Origin of the sequence: Anderseniella sp. Alg231-50 (assembly GCF_900149695.1) — a bacterium.
GTDB lineage: Bacteria > Pseudomonadota > Alphaproteobacteria > Rhizobiales > Aestuariivirgaceae > Anderseniella.
Genome location: NZ_LT703003.1, coordinates 1930110 through 1947906, shown reverse-complemented (window position 1 = coordinate 1947906; position 17797 = coordinate 1930110). Strand labels below are relative to the sequence as shown.

The following is a 17797-nucleotide window of genomic DNA, read 5'->3' as shown; positions in this document are numbered from 1 at the left end:
TTAGGCCGCCGTCAGCTTGGCCATCACCTCATCAGACACCTGGAAATTTGAAAACACGCTCTGCACGTCTTCATCGTCGTCAAAGGCCGCCATGAGTTTCATCAGCGTGCCGGCCTTGTCTTCATCAAGGTCGGTATTGGTCTGTGGCTTCCATACCACATTGACCGAGTCTGCCTCGCCGAGATCCTTTTCCAGCGCAGATGACACATCGCCGATGTTTTCAAACGTGCAGATGACCACGTGACCGTCGCTATCAGACGACACGTCATCGGCACCGGATTCGATGGCCGCCATCATCACGGTGTCATCATCACCGGCTTCCGGCTTGTAGACGATTTCACCGACCCGGTCGAACATGAAGGACACAGATCCGGTCTCGCCCATATTGCCGCCGTGCTTGGTGAAGTAGGAACGCACTGCTCCCGCTGTCCGGTTGCGGTTGTCGGTCAGGGTTTCCACGATCACGGCGACGCCGCCGGGGCCATAACCCTCATAGCGGATGGATTCATAGTCTTCCGCATCCCCGCCCTGCGACTTGTTGATGGCGCGCTGGATATTGTCCTTGGGCATGGACTGCGACTTGGCATTCTGCACCGCCAGCCTGAGGCGGGCATTGGAATCTACGTCGGGACCGCCCATTTTGGCAGCGACGGTTATTTCCTTGGACAGTTTCGAGAACATCTTCGCCCGCACGGCGTCCTGGCGGCCCTTGCGATGCATGATGTTTTTAAATTGTGAATGTCCGGCCATGGCCCTCATCCCTTCCAGAATTGCAAATCTGCTGAATTTTGTTGCTTCCGTCTAAACCAGCAAACCATGTGCTGTCCAGATGTACGAATCTGTCCCAGGCTCTGTTAACAAACCGCATTAAACTTGATTCTAAACCATTTACCGGGTGTTAGAGGTTGCCGCGTCACAGTCATGGTCCTGAAAGACGACGGTAATGGACGGCATAAATTGAAAACGGCTGATAAACTGGATCGCCATGTTTCCCAAACGGCGGATATGGCACGCTCTGCGATGGCATCACTTCTGACCTCGCTGCATGGTGTTGCGCACAACTCGATGCCTGGCGATGCGCTGAAAACCGCAGGAGCCATGCAGGCGACTGTTCACCGCATGGAAGACGCCATGTCGTCGGCCCGTCACCTGATAGATGACGGCGACGAGGCATCGGCAAGTGTTGATTGCGCCCGTGTGATGGCCCTGTCGGACTATGCCGAACGCATGGCCAAACTGCGCACCATCGCTGCCCAGATCGAGGCGAACACCAAACAAGGCGGCCATTGAGAACCGCTTACGGTTCTAAGCCCAATCCGGCACGGTTTCCTGAAGCTGCCCGCCGACGCGGACACCACTAACCCTGGTGGCAAGCCCGGTTGCGTCATCGGTTTCCACCAATACTCCACACAGCGTTGCCGGCCCCAGGGCGGGAGAAAACCTGCCTGACGGAATCCGGCGGGTAAACCGGTTCAACGGTTCGTTCTTGTCCATCCCGATCACGCTGTCATAGTCTCCGGTCATGCCGGCGTCGGTCTGGTATCCGGTGCCGCCGGACAGAATATGCGTGTCCGCTGTCGGCACATGTGTGTGAGTGCCCACCACCAGCGACGCCCGGCCATCACAGAAATGTCCCATGGCCATCTTTTCCGATGTCAGTTCCGCGTGCATGTCCACGATGACGGCATCGGCGACCTCGCCCAGCGGGCATGCATCAAGCTCCCGGTCCACAGCGGCGAACGGATCACCCAGCGGCTCCATCTTTGCAACGCCCAGGACATTCATGACCAGAACCCGCTTGCCGGACGCCGTTTCAAACAGGTTTGCGCCCTTGCCCGGTGTGCCGGCCGGGTAATTCACCGGCCGGATAAGCTCCGGTGCCCGCTCGATAAACACCAGGGCCTCGCGCTGGTCCCAGGCATGGTTGCCCAGTGTCACCACATCGGCCCCGTGGTCGCGGAACTCGTTGAAAATGTCTTCCGTTATGCCAAAGCCACCGGCGGAGTTTTCACCATTGACCACAACGAAGTCAGCCTGCAGCCGTTGGCGCAATCCCGGCAGGTGCGAGGAAATTGCATTTCGCCCTGCCCGGCCCACGACATCTCCGACAAACAACAGTCTCATATCTTCGTCCCGGGCTTGAGCGGGCCTTTCTCGGTTAGGATCCAGTCCAGCGGCTGGTCATGCTCGCCGCGTATCACCGCGTCCACCTGTTGTGCTGAATATGCAACCCCGATGGCGGTCACCGGCTTCATGGCCCGCAGTTTTTCCAGCGTGCGGTCATAAAACCCGCCACCGTATCCAAGTCGGTATCCGGACCTGTCGTAGGACAACATCGGCACCAGCAGCACATCCGGATCGACGACCGGCGATCCGTCCGGTGGTATCGGAATGCCCCAGCGTCCCGGAACCGTCGGATCCCCCGGTGCCCAGGTCCGAAACTCCAGCGGGGTATTGTTTTCAATCACCACCGGGACGCAAGTCTCGATACCTTGCGCGCCAAGCATGCCAAGCAGCGCTCGGGTATCAATCTCGCTGAGATACGGAATGAACCCGGATACGGTTTTTCCTGCCATTTCGCCGGCAAACTCCAGCCCGCAGTCAACAAGAGCCTGGGCGGCGCTAATCTTCAACAGCCCGTGCGCTGTCTTGCGGACGTCGCCCGCCGCCTTGCGCGCCAGCTTCTTGGCGTCTGAGATTGACTGATGATCTGTCATGATGCGTGGCTCTTACAGCTTCACCGGCGAGTTGTCACCTGCAGAGACGATGCAAACTTGCCTCTTTAAAATTGCCCCTGCCGCGCGTACATATAGCTCCAGACGGGCTGCCCGGTGCGTGATGGCGTTACTATTCTCTGGGGCCTATAAGATCTTCTAAGGGAGCTGTCTCTGTTTCTGACCGTGGTCTGAGACACGCGGCGCCCACCTACAACTGTAGGGACCCGAGATCTTCAACTCCCACGGCCAATGGTGGCTCGTCGCTTTTCCTGCGGATCGGATTCCTGGCCTAGTGCCACATGTCGGGCACAGACATCTTCCTGCGTGCGATGAAATCCTTCAGAGCTTCATCGGCGGCAGGATCGATCTCCGGCAGTTCGTAATCCGCCAGCATCTCTTTCCAGCGCTCGTTGGCGCGCTGTTCCATGTTCAGCCCGCCGGCTTCAGACCACTGCTCGAACGATGAGGTATCGGCCAGGTCGGACATGTAGTTTGCCGTCTCGAAATTCCGCAGCGTATGAGCAGTGCCAAAGAAATTTTCACCGGGCTGGTTTTCCAGAAACGCATCTGCCGCAAGAGAGTTGTCATCGATATCAAGACCGCACACCATTTTCAGCATCATGCCGCAATGATCCAGGTCCATGACGAATTTCTCGTAACCCAGCGTCAGACCGCCCTCCAGCCAGCCGGCGGAATGAAAGATGAAGTTCGACCCGGCCAGCACGCCGGTCAGCATGGAGTTGGCCGCCTCCTGCATGGCCTGGCCGTCTGCCACTTTCGACGCACACAATTGACCGCCGCAGCGCAATGGCAACCCCAGCCTGCGGCACAGCTGCCCGATGGCAAATGTCGACAGGTTGGCTTCCGGCGTCCCGAATGTCGGCGCACCGGTCTTCAGGTTCATGGTGGTGAGAAAATTGCCGTACACCATGGGCGAGCCCTTGCGCACAAGCTGGCTCAGGGCGATCCCCGCCATGGCTTCTGCATGCGACTGCGCCAGCAAGGCCGGTTGTGTCACCGGGCCCATCGCGCCGCCCAGAATGAACGGCGATATCACGCAGGACTGGTTGGCGCGCGCATAGGCCTTCAGGGCACCGGTCATGATGTGATCGTAGACCAGCGGCGAGTTCACATTGATGTTGCCCTGGATGACGCAGTTTTGCTCCATGTACCCAGACCCGAACACGATACGCGCCATGTCGATCGAGTCCTGCGCCCGCTCAGGCGCGGTCACCGCCCCCATGAACGGTTTGGTCGAGTAGCGAAGATGGGCATAGGCCATGTCCAGGTGACGCTTGTTCACCGGCACATCGACCGGCTCGCACACCGTGCCGCCTGAATGGCTCAGAACAGGCGACATGAAGGTGAGTTTTACGATGTTTTTAAAATCTTCCAGCGTGGCGTAGCGTCGCCCGTTATCGAGGTCACTGACAAAGGGCGGCCCGTAACTCGGCATCAACACCACATGATCACCGCCCAGGACAATCGCATTGGCAGGCTCACGCGCCTCCATTCGGAAACTGGCCGGCGCTGTCGCACAAAGCTGCCTGGCCAGCCCCGGTTCAAAACGTACCCGTTCCCCGGTGACGTCGGCACCGGCGCCGCGAAACAGAGCCAGTGCTTCTTCATCGCCCCTGAATTCAATACCGACCTGCTTCAGGATCCAGTCGGCATGGGCCTCGATGCGGCTCAGCCCCTCTTCGCCGAGAAGCTCGTAGGTCGGAATTTTGCGCGTGACAATCGCCGGGCTTCGAATCGTGTCCGCAACCTTGCGTCTTGCAGCACGGCCAGCCCGCCCGCCACCACGCCGTGGTGCGTGTACCTGCTGTTTGGCGACATCTGACATGCGGGTTTCCGACCAGAGTTTTCACTCCCCGGATGACACACCACTCACCGAGAGGCACACAAATCAAATAATTTGCTCCAATTGTGCAAAATAATTACACGCATGGAATGCACTGATTATTGAATGAAGTGGCGCCGGAACAGGTCAGCTTTGCCGGGCGGTTCTTGAAACCTGTTCCAGGCGTTTTGCCGCGGCTTCGATCCGGTCTGCCGCGGCGGCTTCTCTCTGCTTGGTTTGCTCGATGGCATCGGTGCCGGTCTTGTGGGCGCCTCTTATCTCGCCGGACAGTTCTTCGACGCGCTCCAGGGCTTCCGACAACTGGTCCGCAATGATAAGGCCCGCCATGACCAGAAGCCGGATATCGCCGACTTCACCGACCCCGGACTTGATTTCCCTGACCTGGGTATCGAGCAGTTTGGCCAGTTCGGTGAGGTGGTCTTCCTCACCATCGGCACACTCCATGCTGAAAGAACGGTCATTTACGTTGATGACGACTTGTCCCATGTGCTCAGGCCTCTTCGCCGATTACGGTTCTAACCCGTGCCATCGCCAATTCTATTCGCCGCGCCGCCTGCCGGCTGGCCTCGGTCAGCTCTTCGGCCCGCGCGCGAACTTCATCCAGTTCACTGGCGAGCCGGGCGCGATCATCCTTGAGCGCCGAGGCTTCCGTATTGAGTTTGGTTATTTTGCCCTGATTCTGCTCGGATTGCGCCCAGGCAGCCTCAAGCTGGCGCATGGCCTGTTCAAAGTGCGCAATTGCCTTGTCCAGCTGAGATGTAGACGCCATAGCTGTGTTCCCCGCAACCTGACGAGCCGACTCCCACGGTTCGTCAGTGCCAAATCCCTTCAATACTCTAGGGGGTTACCGGCAATACCGTCAACCGTACATTAATTCCGTTGTTGGCAACCATGTTTATTCACAGTATTCACAACTGCAGCGGTGCGGCCATAGTGCACCATTGACTCCAAATGCCGGAGTGCTATTGGTGGCGCCGAATTTCAACGGTGGAAAAGAAACAGATGACACCGGCTAATCCAGCCGCCGCATCCGGCACGTCCAGTGCCACTGCGGCCACTCCCGAAGATATTGCCAAATTCACTGAAATGGCAAACGCCATTCGAGCGCTTTCCATGGACGCGGTCCAGGCAGCAAACTCCGGGCATCCGGGCTTGCCAATGGGCGCTGCCGATGTGGCAACCGTGCTGTTCGCGCACTATCTGAAGTTTGACCCGCAAGCGCCAAACTGGGCCGACCGGGATCGCTTCGTACTGTCGGCAGGCCATGGTTCCATGCTGCTGTACTCGTTGTTGCACCTGCTTGGTTATGAAGACATGACCATCGAGGAGTTGCAGAACTTTCGCCAGATCGGGTCGCGCACGGCAGGCCACCCTGAATTCGGCCATGCATCAGGTATTGAAACCACCACCGGGCCGCTCGGCCAGGGCCTTGGAAATGCCGTGGGCATGGCCATCGCCGAAGCCCATCTCGCCGCCCGCTTCGGCGACGGCATTGTCAATCACAAGACCTACGTGCTTGCAGGCGACGGCTGCCTCATGGAAGGCATTTCACAGGAAGCCATAACGCTGGCAGGCCATCTCAGGCTGAACAAACTCATCGTGTTGTGGGACGATAACCAGATATCGATTGACGGGCCTGTCAACCTGACGGACTCAACGGATCAACTGGGACGGTTTGCAGCGTCCGGCTGGGACGTGATGCGCGTAGATGGCCACGACTATGCCGAGATCGCCAACGCCCTGTCGTCGGCCCAGACCGCAACCAAACCTGTGCTCATCGCCTGCCGCACCATCATTGGTTACGGTTCACCTGCCAAGCAAGGCACCTCGGGTGCCCACGGCGCGCCGCTTGGCGTTGATGAAATCAAGGCGGCCCGCGAACAGTTGGGCTGGACCCATAAACCGTTCGAAATCCCGACGTCGATAAGGGATATGTGGCGCATCACGGGATTGCGCGGCTGTCGCGAGCGCAAGGCCTGGGAAGACCGCGTCAAGGACATGGCGGCCGGTGAAAAGGTTGAGTTCGAACGCCGCATGGCCGGCACCTTGCCGGAAGACCTGCAGGAAACCATCCTGTCATACAAGCAGGAGCTTGCCGAGAAGCCAGGTTCAATCGCCACCCGCAACGCATCTCAGAACGTGCTTGAAGTCATCAACCCGGTGGTGCCGGAAACCGTTGGCGGATCCGCCGACCTGACCGGTTCGAACAATACCCGCACCAAGGCGATGGTACCGTTTACCGCCGATGACCCGTCCGGCCGCTTCATTCACTGGGGCATTCGCGAACACGGCATGGCCGCTGCCATGAACGGCATGGCCCTGCACGGCGGTGTCATTCCCTATTCCGGCACGTTCATGGTGTTCACCGATTACTGCCGTCCCTCCATCCGCCTGTCGGCACTCATGGAACAGCGGGTGGTTTATGTGATGACCCATGATTCCATCGGGCTTGGAGAAGACGGGCCAACCCATCAGCCCGTCGAACACCTCGCCGCGCTTCGAGTCATCCCCAACCTCAATGTATTCCGCCCCTGCGATGCGGTGGAAACCGCCGAATGCTGGCAGCTGGCATTGCAGGCAGACAGCACCCCGTCTATCCTTGCGCTTACCCGCCAGAAACTTGCACCGGCCCGCACCAAGTTCAAAAAAGAAAACCTGTGTGCCCGAGGTGCCTATGACGTGCACAGCGATGACGATGCCAGGGTGGTAATCTTTGCCTCGGGCTCGGAAGTCGAAATCGCCATGCAGGCATCAGCCAAGCTGGCCGAAAGCAAAATTTCATCCCGGGTCGTGTCGGTACCCTGCATGGACCTGTTCCATCAGCAGGACGCAGATTATCGCAAGCTGATAACCGGTGACGAACCGGTGCGCATCGCCATCGAGGCCGGCGTACGCCAGGGATGGGACCAGCTGATCGGCATTGACGGCACTTTTATCGGCATGTCCACCTTCGGTGCATCCGGTCCTTACGAAAAACTCTATGAACATTTCGGCATCACCGCAGACGCCGCCGTGAAGGCGGCCCTGTCGGGCCTCGAAGCCAGCGCCTGAAGACCAGGCAAGCCGCAGGAACCGCAATTCGCCATGACCACCTTCAGGACACTCGATGATCTGGATGTCAAATCCCGGCGTGTGCTTGTCCGGGTGGACCTGAACGTTCCGATGCAGGACGGCAGGGTTTCGGACACAACCCGCCTGCACGCCGTCTCGCCAACCATCCGTGAATTGTCGGACAAAGGTGCGAAAGTCATTCTGCTGGCACACTTTGGCCGTCCCAAGGGAAGGCCGGTCGCCGAGATGAGCCTTGCCCCAATTGCACAAGCGCTGGCGGATGTGCTTGGCCGTCCGGTGCAGTTTGCTGCCGATGATCCCGGCCAGTTGTCTGACGGCCAGGTCGTGCTGATGGAAAACACCCGGTTCAACGAAGGTGAAGAGCAAAACGATGCCGACTACGCGAAGTCTCTCGCGTCATTCGGCGATATCTATGTCAACGATGCGTTTTCCGCCGCCCACCGCGCCCATGCATCCACCGAAGCTGTTGCGCGGCTGTTGCCCGCCGCAGCCGGCAGGTCGATGGAAAAGGAACTGTCTGCCCTTTCAGCCGCGCTGACGGACCCTGCCCGGCCATTGGTCTGTGTGGTTGGCGGCGCCAAGGTTTCCACCAAGCTTGAGTTGCTGGGCAACCTGTCAAAGGTCGCCGACACCATTATCATTGGCGGCGGCATGGCCAACACCTTCCTTGCAGCCAAGGGAATTCCGGTCGGCAAGTCATTATGCGAACACGACATGGCCGCTACTGCGCTGGACATCCTCAAACAGGCCGATGCAAACGACTGCCGCATCTTGCTTCCGATAGACGCAGTTGTGGCGAAGGAATTTGCTGCCGGTGCGGCCAGCCGGGTCGTACCTGTCAGCGACATTGCAGAAGATGAAATGATGCTGGACGTGGGGCCTGCCTCGGTCGCCGAAGCGGCTGCTGTCTTTGACACCGCTGCAACACTGGTCTGGAACGGGCCTTTCGGCGCTTTCGAAATCGCACCGTTTGACGCTGGCACCGTTGCTGCTGCGCAGCATGCCGCCCAACTGGCAAAAACCGGCAAGCTGGTCGCGGTTGCCGGTGGCGGTGATACCGTGGCGGCATTGAACCATGCCGGTGTGGCAGATGATTTTACCTATGTATCCACCGCTGGTGGGGCATTTCTTGAATGGCTTGAAGGCAAGGCGCTACCCGGCGTCGAGGTCTTGCGGGCAGCCTGAACGGCCATTCGTTTCGAAAAGGGGCATATTGATATGAAACAGACACTCGAAGACATCGCCAACGCCATGGTTGCACCCGGCAGGGGAATTCTTGCCGCAGATGAAAGCACCGGCACCATCAAGAAACGGTTCGACAGCATTAGCGTTGAGTCAACCGAAGACAGCCGGCGCAACTATCGTGAAATGCTGTTCTCGACCAAGGCGGCGATGCGGAAAAACATCTCCGGCGTGATCCTGTTTGACGAAACCATCCGCCAGTCATCGGCCAGCGGCAAGCAGACACTGGTTGAAATGATGCAGGGCACAAACTCCATCCCCGGCATCAAGGTTGACGCCGGTGCACAGGACATGGCCGGTTTCAAGGGCGAGAAGATTACCGCCGGTCTTGATGGCCTGCGCGCGCGTTTGAAGGAGTACCGCAAGCTTGGTGCCGGTTTTGCCAAATGGCGCGCCGTGATCGATATTGCGCCCGGCGCACCGACATACGGCTGTATCCGCGCCAACGCCCATGCGCTTGCGCGGTATGCCGCGCTTTGCCAGGAAAACGGCATCGTACCGATTGTCGAGCCGGAAGTGCTGATGGATGGCCCGGTCGCCTCGCACTCCATCGAACGCTGCTATGATGTCACCGAGCGGACCCTGAAAATCGTGTTTTCCGAGCTCTATGAAGCGCGGGTCAACCTTGAAGGCATCGTGCTGAAGCCGAACATGATCGTGCCCGGCAAGAACGCCGCCAAGCAGGCAAGCGCGGTGCAGGTCGCCGACCTGACGGTGAAGTGCCTGAAAGCATGTGTGCCAACCGCGGTTCCCGGCATCGCCTTCCTGTCGGGCGGACAATCCGATGTCGAAGCAACCGAACACCTGTCACTGATGAATTCGCGTCACGACGTACCCTGGAACCTGACCTTCTCCTATGGCCGCGCCCTGCAGGCAGCAGCGCTCAAGGCCTGGGGCGGCAAGCCAGTCAACGTCAAGGCGGCGCAGGCAGCCTTTGCCCATCGCGCCGCCATGAACGGTCTCGCCTCGAAGGGCAAATGGACCAAGGCGGCCGAGAAGGCCAAATAGGGGTTTAAGCCCATGCGCACGTCCCGCATCATCCACCTTGTCTCCGCCCATGCCGAAGGCGAAGTGGGAGATGTCATCGTGGGAGGCGTTGCTCCGCCTCCCGGCGAGACCCTGTGGGATCAACGCGCCTTCATTGCAAGCGACCAGACGCTCCGCAATTTCGTGCTGAACGAACCGCGCGGCGGCGTATTCAGGCACATCAACCTGCTGGTGCCGGCGAAACACCCGGATGCGCAGTTCGGCTTCATTGTCATGGAACCTGAACATACGCCGCCCATGTCCGGCTCAAACTCCATCTGCGTATCAACCGTACTGCTCGATACCGGACTGGTTGAGATGACGGAGCCGGAAACCCGGTTCAATCTCGAAGCACCCGGCGGTCTTGTCGCCGTCACGGCGCACTGCGAGGCCGGCAAGGCAAAATCCATCACCGTGCACAATGTGCCGTCGTTCGCCGACAAGCTGGATGCCCAACTGGAAGTGGAAGGCCACGGCACGCTGAACGTCGACACGGCATATGGTGGAGACAGTTTCGTGATTGTTGACGCACCGGCGCTTGGGTTTTCCATCCTGCCTGACGAAGCAAGGGACATTGCAACCCTTGGCGCACAGATCACCAAAGCCGCCAATGAGCAGCTCGGCTTCACCCATCCCGGCAATCCCGACTGGTCGCACATTTCGTTTTGCCAGTTCGCCATGCCTTTGGAAGATGACGCCGGCGTACCGTCAGGCCGCAATGCAGTTGCCATAGATCCCGGCAAGCTGGACCGCAGCCCCTGCGGCACCGGGTGTTCAGCCCGCATGGCGGTATTGCATGCAAAAGGACAGCTGGAAGTTGGAGGCCGCTTTGTGGGGCGCTCCATTATCGGGTCCCGGTTCGATTGTCGGCTGGAGAGTGAGACCAGTGTTGCCGGTCATCGTGCCATCGTGCCCAGCATCTGCGGCCGGGCCTGGGTCACCGGCACGCATCAGGTCATGCTGGATCCCGAAGATCCCTGGCCTGAAGGGTACCGCCTCTCCGACACCTGGCCGGTGAAGCTGTAAGCCTCGATAGAGGCAGATCCGTTGATGCTGAATTCCATCGCCATTTGCTTGCTCCGGCAATTCCGCTATCACTGGCTCTCATCGTAGTCACCCTTACCGAATTGGTTCGTCTCATGAACACGCAACCTGCCGAAGATCTGCCCAACTGCCGCCTTTTCCTGGTGCCACCTTCAGGCATGGATGCAGACATCATCGCGGCATGCCTGGCGGCTGCAGCTGGCGCAGGCGATGTTGCCTGCCTGGTTTTACCGGCCGACAAGGCGCTAACGGACAAGGTCATGCCAATCGCACAGCAAGCAGATATTGCCGTCCTGATCACGGATGACAGCCGTTTTGCAGCTTACGAAAAAGCCGACGGCGTCCACATTACCACTGGCACCGATGACGCGGTGGCGGCTCACAAGACACTGGGCCGCAATGCCAGCGTCGGACTTGTCGCATCGGGTTCACGCCACGCGGCCATGGAAGCCGGTGAGACCGACATCGACTATATCGCCTTTGACCTGACTTCACCGGCAGGCGTCGATCTGCTCACTTGGTGGGTACCGCTGTTTGAGGTGCCCTGCGTTGGACTGGGTGCAACTGACGAGACTGCTTGCCTGGACGCAATTGCATCGGGCGCTGACTTTGTCATGCCGCCTGCCGCCATGTGGAGCTCTGCGGACGAGGCGGCGCGACTTGCCCGCACATTGACCGCCGCCGGAAACAGGAGTGCTGCATGAAACTGTTCCTGACCGGTTTACTGGCGGCTTGTCTGGCCTTTTCGACAGCAGACGCCACTGCGCAAACCAGCAAGCTTGCCCCGACCTTCAAGGAGGCAGCAGCTCTTTACTCCGATGAGAACTATCCAGCCGCATACGAGATCGCCGTTCCGCTGGCAACCAAGGGGGATGTCAAGGCGCAGATCATGCTGGGCGAGATGTACGAGCTGGGCCATGGCCGCAAGATCGACATGCCCAATGCACTGCAATGGTACGAAATGGCTGCCGCCCAGGACCATACCGGTGCCATGTTCCGGATCGGCATGCTGAACCTGACCGGACAGGCAGGCGCCGCAGACCCGGCGAAAGCCCGCAAATGGTTGTCCAAAGCCGCTGCCGCCGGTCACATGAAGGCCAGCAATGAACTGGGTCTTATTTACTATCAGGGCAATGGGGTTCTGCAAGATCCCGTTCTGGCCTCCAGGCACATTCGCAAGGCTGCCGACGCGGGCCTTGCCCAGGCGCAGTACAATCTCGGCCTGTTATATGTGAACGGCGACGGCGTCGAAAAGAACCTGACAACTGCCAGCATCTGGTTCCAGAAAGCTGCGGTGCAGGGCCTGCCGGAAGCAGCGCTTGACTATGGCCTGATGGTGTATGGCGGTGATGCAGGACTTCGCAAGGATTACAAGATCGGCGCACAATGGCTGCTGGTTGCCGCCAATTCGGGCAATGCGGACGCGCAATTGTTCATCGCCCGGATCCTGGCAGCAGGACGCGGCATGAAGAAAGACCGTATCGAGGCGGGCAAATATTATACCCTGGCCAGGCAGGCAGGCAGAACCGACGCCGATCTTGACGTGATGATGTCCAATCTGTCGGCGCCGCAACTGGGTGATGCAGAACGCCGCGCCCGGGTGTTCGCCGAAGACCTCAAGAACAAGCGCCTCAACGCAAACGACGGCAAGACTGACCGGAATGGGTGAGCCTCTCGCCTATATGCAGCGCACCCGGGAGTGGTACCTGGCTCTGGGCTACGGCAACCCATATAAATGGGCGCACAATGAAGACGTGCCGTTTTCCGGCCTTGGCCGTCCCATCGCAAAATCCCGCGTCGCTCTGGTCACGACGGCAGCACTGCTGAAGCCCGGCGCTGGCGATCAGGGACCCGGTGCGGCCTATAACGGTGCGGCGAAGTTTCACGACATGTGGTCTCATCCGGTCAGTCCCGTCCCCGACGTGCGCATTTCCCACATTGCCTATGACCGCAACCACACCACGGCTGAAGACCCGCGCACCTGGTTTCCGCTGGAGGCCCTGAAGCAGGCTGGACTATCAGGCCGCATTGGCTCTCTCACGACCCATGTCTACGGGTTTCCAACCAACAGGTCGCAACGCACGAATATCGACAAGGATGCGCCTGCCCTGCTCGAGGCACTGGCCGATGAAGGCACCCAGGCAGCCATCCTGGTTGCCAATTGCCCGGTCTGTCATCAGTCGATGTCGCTGGCCGCACGGCACCTGGAAACTGCCGGTATCGCCACAGTCATCATGGGCTGCGCCAAAGACATCGTCGAGCATTGCGGTGTGCCGCGATTTGTATTCTCGGATTTTCCGCTCGGTAACGCTGCCGGCAAGCCGTTTGACGAGGAAAGCCAGCACTTCACCCTTGGACTGGCTCTGAGCGCACTGGAGATTGTATCGCGCCCGCGCACCACACTTGTGTCGCCGCTGGAGTGGAAACCCGGTGACGACAGCTGGAAAGACGACTATTCCAACCCGGCCAAACTCTCACCCGAAGAGCTCGCCCGCCGCCGCGCGGAATTCGATACAGCCAAGCAGGCGGTCAAGTCGTAGCTCACGCGTCATGCGCAGGCAGACTGCATGTTATGCGTCGCGTAAAACCCACTGGCCATTACACAGCCACGCTGCTACTTCCTGCCCTCATGTGGACCCCCGAAATACTGGCGCTGCTTGCCGTTACGTTTGTTGCCGCCGGTTTCGTCAAGGGCACTATCGGGCTCGGCCTGCCGACAGTGACCCTTGCAGTACTGACACTGCCGCTCGGCCTGAAAACCAGCCTCGCCGTTGTTGTCATTCCACTGATGGTTACGAACCTCTGGCAAGCGCTGACCGGTCCGCATCTGAAGGAGATTTTGACCCGATTCTGGCCATTCCTGCTGACCGCCATTGTCGGCGTCTGGGGTGGTATTCAGGTATTGGCGGCGGCACGGTCCGATTATCTGGTCGCCATGCTCGGCATCATTCTGGTTCTGAACTCACTGATATCGTTTACCCGCTTTCGTACCCCGGCACCGGCACCGGAAAGAGAAACCCTCTGGTCGGTCATCTGTTCGGCACTGGGTGGCCTGATGTTCGGCATGACCGGCAACTTCATCGTGCCGGGCATCTTGTTCCTGCAGGCGCTCGGCATGCATCGCGACATGCTGGTCCAGGCCCTCGGCGTGACCTTCGTGACCATTTCGACAACACTTGCGGTTTCCCTGACCAGCCGGTCGTTGATGACCGGCGACCTGACGGTCATTTCGACACTGGCCCTGATCCCGGCCTTCTTCGGATTGTGGCTGGGCAGGCGTTACCGGCAGTCCATATCCGAAGCCCAGTTCAGCAGGCTGTTTTTCATCGGCCTGCTCATCATCGGCTGTTCATTGCTGTTCGGGTCGATTCGCAACCTGATGGCCGGCTGAGGGTTCAGGTTGAACACGGCATGAAAGACTGCCACCATCGGGTTATGACAAGTGAGATAGATCTACCGCTCATCCTGCTGGCCGCCTTTATCTCGACGGCCAGCCCCGGCCCCGCCACTCTGGCAATTGCCGGAACATCCATGACGTCAGGCCGCCGCTATGGTCTGGCTCTGGCAGCAGGTGTGACCAGCGGTTCCTGGGCCTGGTCGATTGCCGCTGCTTTGGGTATGGGGGCTCTCATGTCTGCGAATGCCTGGGCGTTTGAAGTGATCCGGTATCTGGGAGCATGTTATCTTCTGTTTCTGGCTTTCAAATCAGCACGGTCTGCAATTGCCGGTTCAGGTGAAGCGGCAAGGTATGCCGAAGTGTCATCGTTGAAAACGGCCTATGCCAGGGGACTGGCATTACATCTCACCAATCCGAAAGCCGTGTTGTTTTTCGGCTCGTTGTTTGCCGTGGGAATTCCGGCAGGCTCTCAAGCCACATCGCTGGTTCTGGTGGTGGCGGCAGTCGGCTTGCAGAGCCTGCTTGTCTTTCACGGCTATGCCTTGCTGTTTTCCAGCGCTCCAATGGTAGCCGGGTATAGGAAGTTACGGCGATGCTTCGAAGCAGCGTTCGCCGTTGCTTTCGGGTTCGCCGGCTTCAAAATATTGACGACACGCTTGAACTGACCCGTAAGACGCTGTCGCCGGATCACTACATGGCCTGTCTGAACAACGCAGCATAGTCTTCCGCAGACGCCTCACGCGGGTTGGTGCGATGGGCAAGGTCAGCCAGGGCATGCGGCACAAAATCCTCGATCATGTCTTCGCTGACCCCCATGGCGCCCAGACCCGATGGCAGGCCGATATCTGCGTTCAGTTCTTCAATAGCCACCGCCAGATCAGCCCCGGCAGTCAGTCCCATGGTAGACCGGAGGCGATCGTATTTGTCCTCACAGCCCGGTTCATTGAACCGCAGCACTGCCGGCAGGATCACTGCATTCAGCGTACCGTGATGCAGGCGTAAATCTTCACGTCGCCCGATGGCATGGCTCATGGCATGTACCGCGCCCAGCCCCATGGTGAACGCATGCGCGCCTTCGGTCGACGCCATCATCATCTCCCAGCGGGCATCCTTGTCTGAGCCGTCCTTCACTGCTTTGGCGAGGTTGCGCCATCCGCGCCACAGCCCGTCCAGCCCCACCCCGTCTGCCGGCGGGTTTATCGTCGGGGTCAGAAACGCCTCGATGCAGTGGGTAATGGCATCCATGCCGGTTGCCGCCGTCAGCAGTGGCGGCAGGCCCAGCGTCAGTTCGGGATCACATATGGCCACGGTAGGAACGAATTTCGGATTGCCGAAGGTCAGTTTGCGCCCGTCCTCCATGATGATGACCATGCCCAGCGACACTTCGGAACCGGTGCCAGAAGTGGTCGGGACAGCAATCACAGGGGCCATTTTCTTGACCAGCTTGTTGCCGCCCTGCAGCGGGTCGAACTGGCTCAGCGGCCCGCCGGAGCCGGCCAGCAGCGCTACCGTCTTGCCCAGGTCCATGGCGGAGCCCCCGCCGAGCGCGATCACACCGTCACACCCTTCTGCTTCATAAACTGCCAATGCCGCCATGACGGCACGCTCGGTAGGATTTCCCGGCGTATCATCAAACACCGGTGCGGCTGCGCCCTCGTTTATCGCACCGGTAACCGTATCCAGGATACCGGCAGCAACGATGCCCTTGTCGGTGGCAATCAGGGGTCGCTTGATGTTGTTGCGATCCAGCGATTTCTGCAATTGAGAGATGGCACCGTGATCAAAGTGCGTGGTGGACAGAAACGAAATGACAGGCATGCAGGCGGCGCTCCCGGCTCGGGTGAGTTGACTCTATGGCCCGCACAATCGCGGCTTGAAGTGCCCGCGTCAATTATAACTGCCACTTTCCGCTACCCATTACGGGCCAGCCCTGCTAAACCCCGGCCAACAGGACGGCATGAATTGCCGTCGGTTTCCGCGTTCTTTGAAAACTCCAGGTATCTCGAATGAAAATCAATGGCAATGAAATCAAGCCCGGCAATGTGCTTTTGCACAATGGAGACCTCTATATTGCGGTCAAGGTCGGTCACGTAAAACCCGGCAAGGGCGGCGCCTTTGCCCAGGTCGAGATGAAGGGCATCGTCAACGGCACCAAGCTGAACGAGCGCTTCCGGTCTTCGGAAACCGTCGAAAGAGTACGCCTTGAGCAGAAAGATTTTCAGTTCCTCTATCAGCAGGGCGACATGCTGGTGTTCATGGACAATGAAACCTATGAGCAGATCGAACTGCCGGAAGAATTTGTCGGCGAGCGCACGGCCTTCCTGCAGGATGGCATGATGGTCACCGTGGAAACATACGAGGAAAAGCCTCTGGGCATTTCCCTTCCCGACTATGTGACCCTTGAAATCACCGAGGCTGATGCGGTGGTGAAGGGTCAGACAGCGTCTTCGTCCTACAAGCCGGCGCTGTTGGAAAACGGTCTCAAGGTCATGGTGCCGCCGTTTATCGGAACCGGTGAAAAGATTATCGTCGACACCAGTGAGGTGACCTACGTTCGCCGCGCGTCCGAAGGCTGATATCGGACCATGCCAGCCTCCCCCCTTATTACCGTCATGACCGGCGCTGCCCGCAAGGCGGCGCGTGCCGTATCACGCGACTTCGGTGAAGTCGAAAATCTTCAGGTATCGCAAAAGGGCCCGGCAGATTTTGTCACCCGGGCCGACCGCAAGGCTGAAAAGGTTATCGTTGAGGAACTGAAGAAAGCGCGCCCGAAATGGGGATTCCAGCTGGAAGAAGGCGGCGAGATCGCCGGCACGGACGGGCAGCACGTCTGGGTGGTGGATCCGATTGACGGTACTACGAATTTCATTCACGGCATCCCGCATTTTGCCGTCTCGATCGGCCTGACCCGCAATGGCGAACCGGTTGCTGGCGTTATCTACAACCCGATCACCGACGAACTTTTCGCCGCTGAGCGCGGTGGCGGCGCCTATCTGAACGACCGTCGTCTGCGCGTATCCGGTCGCCGCGATATCTCGGACGCCGTCATCGCATGCGGCATCCCCCATCGCGGACGCGGTGATCATGCCGAGTTCAGGCGTGAGCTTGCCCAGGTACAGGCAAAGGCCGCCGGCATCCGCAGGGCCGGCACCGCATCGCTTGACCTTGCATGGGTGGCGGCAGGACGCCTTGACGGCTACTGGGAACGCGGCCTGCAACCCTGGGACATCTGTGCCGGCATCGTCATGGTGCGCGAAGCAGGCGGTTTTGCTGCCGACATCGATGGTGGCCCCGATGTCATGAACACCGGCGACATCATGGCAGGCAATGAGCATATGCAGTCCGGGCTGAAAGCCTGTATCAAGGCGGCGCGTGCCGGCGAGTAGCGAAATGCCGCAAAACGTCCACACGCCTCAACTACCGTCAACCGATTCT

19 protein-coding genes and 1 other RNA gene are annotated in these 17797 nt (G+C 59.3%); 13 read left to right on the top strand and 7 right to left on the bottom strand.

The window, feature by feature from the left end:
- Nucleotides 1-750 (bottom strand): YebC/PmpR family DNA-binding transcriptional regulator, encoded by a 750-nt coding sequence (locus DHN55_RS09165; protein WP_108881801.1) that lies wholly within the window; start codon nt 748-750, stop codon nt 1-3.
- A gap of 270 nt (nt 751-1020) precedes the next feature.
- Here DHN55_RS09165 and DHN55_RS09160 point away from each other — a divergent pair, with 270 nt between their 5' ends.
- On the top strand, nt 1021-1290 hold the full coding sequence (locus DHN55_RS09160; RefSeq protein ID WP_337660087.1) for a hypothetical protein: 270 nt from the start codon (nt 1021-1023) through the stop codon (nt 1288-1290).
- A gap of 15 nt (nt 1291-1305) precedes the next feature.
- Here DHN55_RS09160 and DHN55_RS09155 read toward each other — a convergent pair whose 3' ends face one another.
- Both DHN55_RS09155 and DHN55_RS09150 read right to left on the bottom strand, forming a co-directional pair.
- Nucleotides 1306-2124 (bottom strand): YmdB family metallophosphoesterase, encoded by an 819-nt coding sequence (locus DHN55_RS09155; RefSeq protein ID WP_108880985.1) that lies wholly within the window; start codon nt 2122-2124, stop codon nt 1306-1308.
- Nucleotides 2121-2717 (bottom strand): 5-formyltetrahydrofolate cyclo-ligase, encoded by a 597-nt coding sequence (locus tag DHN55_RS09150; protein ID WP_108880984.1) that lies wholly within the window; start codon nt 2715-2717, stop codon nt 2121-2123. Before DHN55_RS09150 ends, DHN55_RS09155 begins: the two co-directional genes overlap by 4 nt.
- 101 nt (nt 2718-2818) lie before the next feature.
- On the opposite strand from DHN55_RS09150, the gene ssrS reads away from it, so the two are divergent.
- A non-coding RNA gene (gene ssrS / locus DHN55_RS09145) (6S RNA) lies at nt 2819-2980 on the top strand.
- 26 nt (nt 2981-3006) lie between these two features.
- On the opposite strand, the gene DHN55_RS09140 is transcribed toward ssrS, so the two are convergent.
- From DHN55_RS09140 to DHN55_RS09130, 3 genes are all read right to left on the bottom strand, one after another.
- Nucleotides 3007-4563, bottom strand: coding sequence for a trimethylamine methyltransferase family protein (locus DHN55_RS09140; protein WP_108880983.1), 1557 nt, complete (start codon nt 4561-4563; stop codon nt 3007-3009).
- Nucleotides 4564-4707: 144 nt separating this feature from the next.
- Nucleotides 4708-5067 carry a cell division protein ZapA gene (locus DHN55_RS09135; RefSeq protein WP_108880982.1) on the bottom strand — a complete coding sequence of 120 codons (360 nt, stop codon included), beginning with the start codon at nt 5065-5067 and terminating at the stop codon, nt 4708-4710.
- 4 nt (nt 5068-5071) lie between these two features.
- Nucleotides 5072-5350, bottom strand: coding sequence for a DUF4164 family protein (locus DHN55_RS09130; protein WP_108880981.1), 279 nt, complete (start codon nt 5348-5350; stop codon nt 5072-5074).
- A 233-nt stretch (nt 5351-5583) separates the two neighbouring features.
- Here DHN55_RS09130 and tkt point away from each other — a divergent pair, with 233 nt between their 5' ends.
- From tkt to DHN55_RS09085, 9 genes are all read left to right on the top strand, one after another.
- Nucleotides 5584-7632 (top strand): transketolase, encoded by a 2049-nt coding sequence (gene tkt, locus DHN55_RS09125; protein WP_108881800.1) that lies wholly within the window; start codon nt 5584-5586, stop codon nt 7630-7632.
- Between the two features lie 33 nt (nt 7633-7665).
- Nucleotides 7666-8838: a phosphoglycerate kinase gene (locus DHN55_RS09120; RefSeq protein ID WP_108880980.1), complete on the top strand. Its 1173-nt coding sequence runs from the start codon at nt 7666-7668 to the stop codon at nt 8836-8838.
- A gap of 33 nt (nt 8839-8871) precedes the next feature.
- A complete protein-coding gene (locus tag DHN55_RS09115; RefSeq protein WP_108880979.1) occupies nt 8872-9903 on the top strand; it encodes a class I fructose-bisphosphate aldolase in 1032 nt (343 codons plus the stop codon).
- A gap of 12 nt (nt 9904-9915) precedes the next feature.
- Nucleotides 9916-10947, top strand: a complete 1032-nt coding sequence (locus tag DHN55_RS09110) for a trans-3-hydroxy-L-proline dehydratase (RefSeq protein WP_108880978.1) — start codon at nt 9916-9918, stop codon at nt 10945-10947.
- Between the two features lie 113 nt (nt 10948-11060).
- Nucleotides 11061-11669 (top strand): thiamine phosphate synthase, encoded by a 609-nt coding sequence (locus tag DHN55_RS09105; RefSeq protein ID WP_337660086.1) that lies wholly within the window; start codon nt 11061-11063, stop codon nt 11667-11669.
- Nucleotides 11666-12634: a tetratricopeptide repeat protein gene (locus tag DHN55_RS09100; protein ID WP_108880976.1), complete on the top strand. Its 969-nt coding sequence runs from the start codon at nt 11666-11668 to the stop codon at nt 12632-12634. Before DHN55_RS09105 ends, DHN55_RS09100 begins: the two co-directional genes overlap by 4 nt.
- The gene (locus DHN55_RS09095; RefSeq protein ID WP_108880975.1) at nt 12627-13505 is read left to right on the top strand and encodes a glycine/sarcosine/betaine reductase selenoprotein B family protein; all 879 of its coding nucleotides are present in this window, start codon (nt 12627-12629) and stop codon (nt 13503-13505) included. The genes DHN55_RS09100 and DHN55_RS09095 overlap by 8 nt, the downstream gene beginning before the upstream one ends.
- A gap of 89 nt (nt 13506-13594) precedes the next feature.
- Nucleotides 13595-14356, top strand: a complete 762-nt coding sequence (locus tag DHN55_RS09090; RefSeq protein ID WP_337660085.1) for a sulfite exporter TauE/SafE family protein — start codon at nt 13595-13597, stop codon at nt 14354-14356.
- A 44-nt stretch (nt 14357-14400) separates the two neighbouring features.
- On the top strand, nt 14401-15027 hold the full coding sequence (locus DHN55_RS09085; RefSeq protein ID WP_108880973.1) for a LysE family transporter: 627 nt from the start codon (nt 14401-14403) through the stop codon (nt 15025-15027).
- Nucleotides 15028-15052: 25 nt separating this feature from the next.
- Here DHN55_RS09085 and DHN55_RS09080 read toward each other — a convergent pair whose 3' ends face one another.
- On the bottom strand, nt 15053-16180 hold the full coding sequence (locus DHN55_RS09080; RefSeq protein WP_108880972.1) for an iron-containing alcohol dehydrogenase: 1128 nt from the start codon (nt 16178-16180) through the stop codon (nt 15053-15055).
- A 188-nt stretch (nt 16181-16368) separates the two neighbouring features.
- Here DHN55_RS09080 and efp point away from each other — a divergent pair, with 188 nt between their 5' ends.
- Together efp and DHN55_RS09070 are read left to right on the top strand one after the other, a co-directional pair.
- The gene (gene efp / locus DHN55_RS09075; protein ID WP_108880971.1) at nt 16369-16938 is read left to right on the top strand and encodes an elongation factor P; all 570 of its coding nucleotides are present in this window, start codon (nt 16369-16371) and stop codon (nt 16936-16938) included.
- Between the two features lie 9 nt (nt 16939-16947).
- A complete protein-coding gene (locus DHN55_RS09070) occupies nt 16948-17748 on the top strand; it encodes an inositol monophosphatase family protein (RefSeq protein ID WP_108880970.1) in 801 nt (266 codons plus the stop codon).
- The last annotated feature ends 49 nt before the right edge of the window (nt 17749-17797 follow it).

What these genes read in the sequence shown, in the direction of transcription:
- DHN55_RS09100 (WP_108880976.1), top strand. Translation starts at nt 11,666, where the DNA reads ATGAAACTGTTCCTGACCGGTTTACTGGCGGCTTGTCTGGCCTTTTCG.
- DHN55_RS09110 (WP_108880978.1), top strand. Translation starts at nt 9,916, where the DNA reads ATGCGCACGTCCCGCATCATCCACCTTGTCTCCGCCCATGCCGAAGGC.
- DHN55_RS09120 (WP_108880980.1), top strand. Translation starts at nt 7,666, where the DNA reads ATGACCACCTTCAGGACACTCGATGATCTGGATGTCAAATCCCGGCGT.
- DHN55_RS09165 (WP_108881801.1), bottom strand. Translation starts at nt 750, where the DNA reads ATGGCCGGACATTCACAATTTAAAAACATCATGCATCGCAAGGGCCGC.
- DHN55_RS09130 (WP_108880981.1), bottom strand. Translation starts at nt 5,350, where the DNA reads ATGGCGTCTACATCTCAGCTGGACAAGGCAATTGCGCACTTTGAACAG.
- DHN55_RS09095 (WP_108880975.1), top strand. Translation starts at nt 12,627, where the DNA reads ATGGGTGAGCCTCTCGCCTATATGCAGCGCACCCGGGAGTGGTACCTG.
- DHN55_RS09140 (WP_108880983.1), bottom strand. Translation starts at nt 4,563, where the DNA reads ATGTCAGATGTCGCCAAACAGCAGGTACACGCACCACGGCGTGGTGGC.
- DHN55_RS09160 (WP_337660087.1), top strand. Translation starts at nt 1,021, where the DNA reads ATGGCATCACTTCTGACCTCGCTGCATGGTGTTGCGCACAACTCGATG.
- DHN55_RS09085 (WP_108880973.1), top strand. Translation starts at nt 14,401, where the DNA reads ATGACAAGTGAGATAGATCTACCGCTCATCCTGCTGGCCGCCTTTATC.
- DHN55_RS09070 (WP_108880970.1), top strand. Translation starts at nt 16,948, where the DNA reads ATGCCAGCCTCCCCCCTTATTACCGTCATGACCGGCGCTGCCCGCAAG.
- DHN55_RS09155 (WP_108880985.1), bottom strand. Translation starts at nt 2,124, where the DNA reads ATGAGACTGTTGTTTGTCGGAGATGTCGTGGGCCGGGCAGGGCGAAAT.
- efp (WP_108880971.1), top strand. Translation starts at nt 16,369, where the DNA reads ATGAAAATCAATGGCAATGAAATCAAGCCCGGCAATGTGCTTTTGCAC.
- DHN55_RS09135 (WP_108880982.1), bottom strand. Translation starts at nt 5,067, where the DNA reads ATGGGACAAGTCGTCATCAACGTAAATGACCGTTCTTTCAGCATGGAG.
- tkt (WP_108881800.1), top strand. Translation starts at nt 5,584, where the DNA reads ATGACACCGGCTAATCCAGCCGCCGCATCCGGCACGTCCAGTGCCACT.
- DHN55_RS09115 (WP_108880979.1), top strand. Translation starts at nt 8,872, where the DNA reads ATGAAACAGACACTCGAAGACATCGCCAACGCCATGGTTGCACCCGGC.
- DHN55_RS09090 (WP_337660085.1), top strand. Translation starts at nt 13,595, where the DNA reads ATGTGGACCCCCGAAATACTGGCGCTGCTTGCCGTTACGTTTGTTGCC.
- DHN55_RS09150 (WP_108880984.1), bottom strand. Translation starts at nt 2,717, where the DNA reads ATGACAGATCATCAGTCAATCTCAGACGCCAAGAAGCTGGCGCGCAAG.
- DHN55_RS09080 (WP_108880972.1), bottom strand. Translation starts at nt 16,180, where the DNA reads ATGCCTGTCATTTCGTTTCTGTCCACCACGCACTTTGATCACGGTGCC.
- DHN55_RS09105 (WP_337660086.1), top strand. Translation starts at nt 11,061, where the DNA reads ATGAACACGCAACCTGCCGAAGATCTGCCCAACTGCCGCCTTTTCCTG.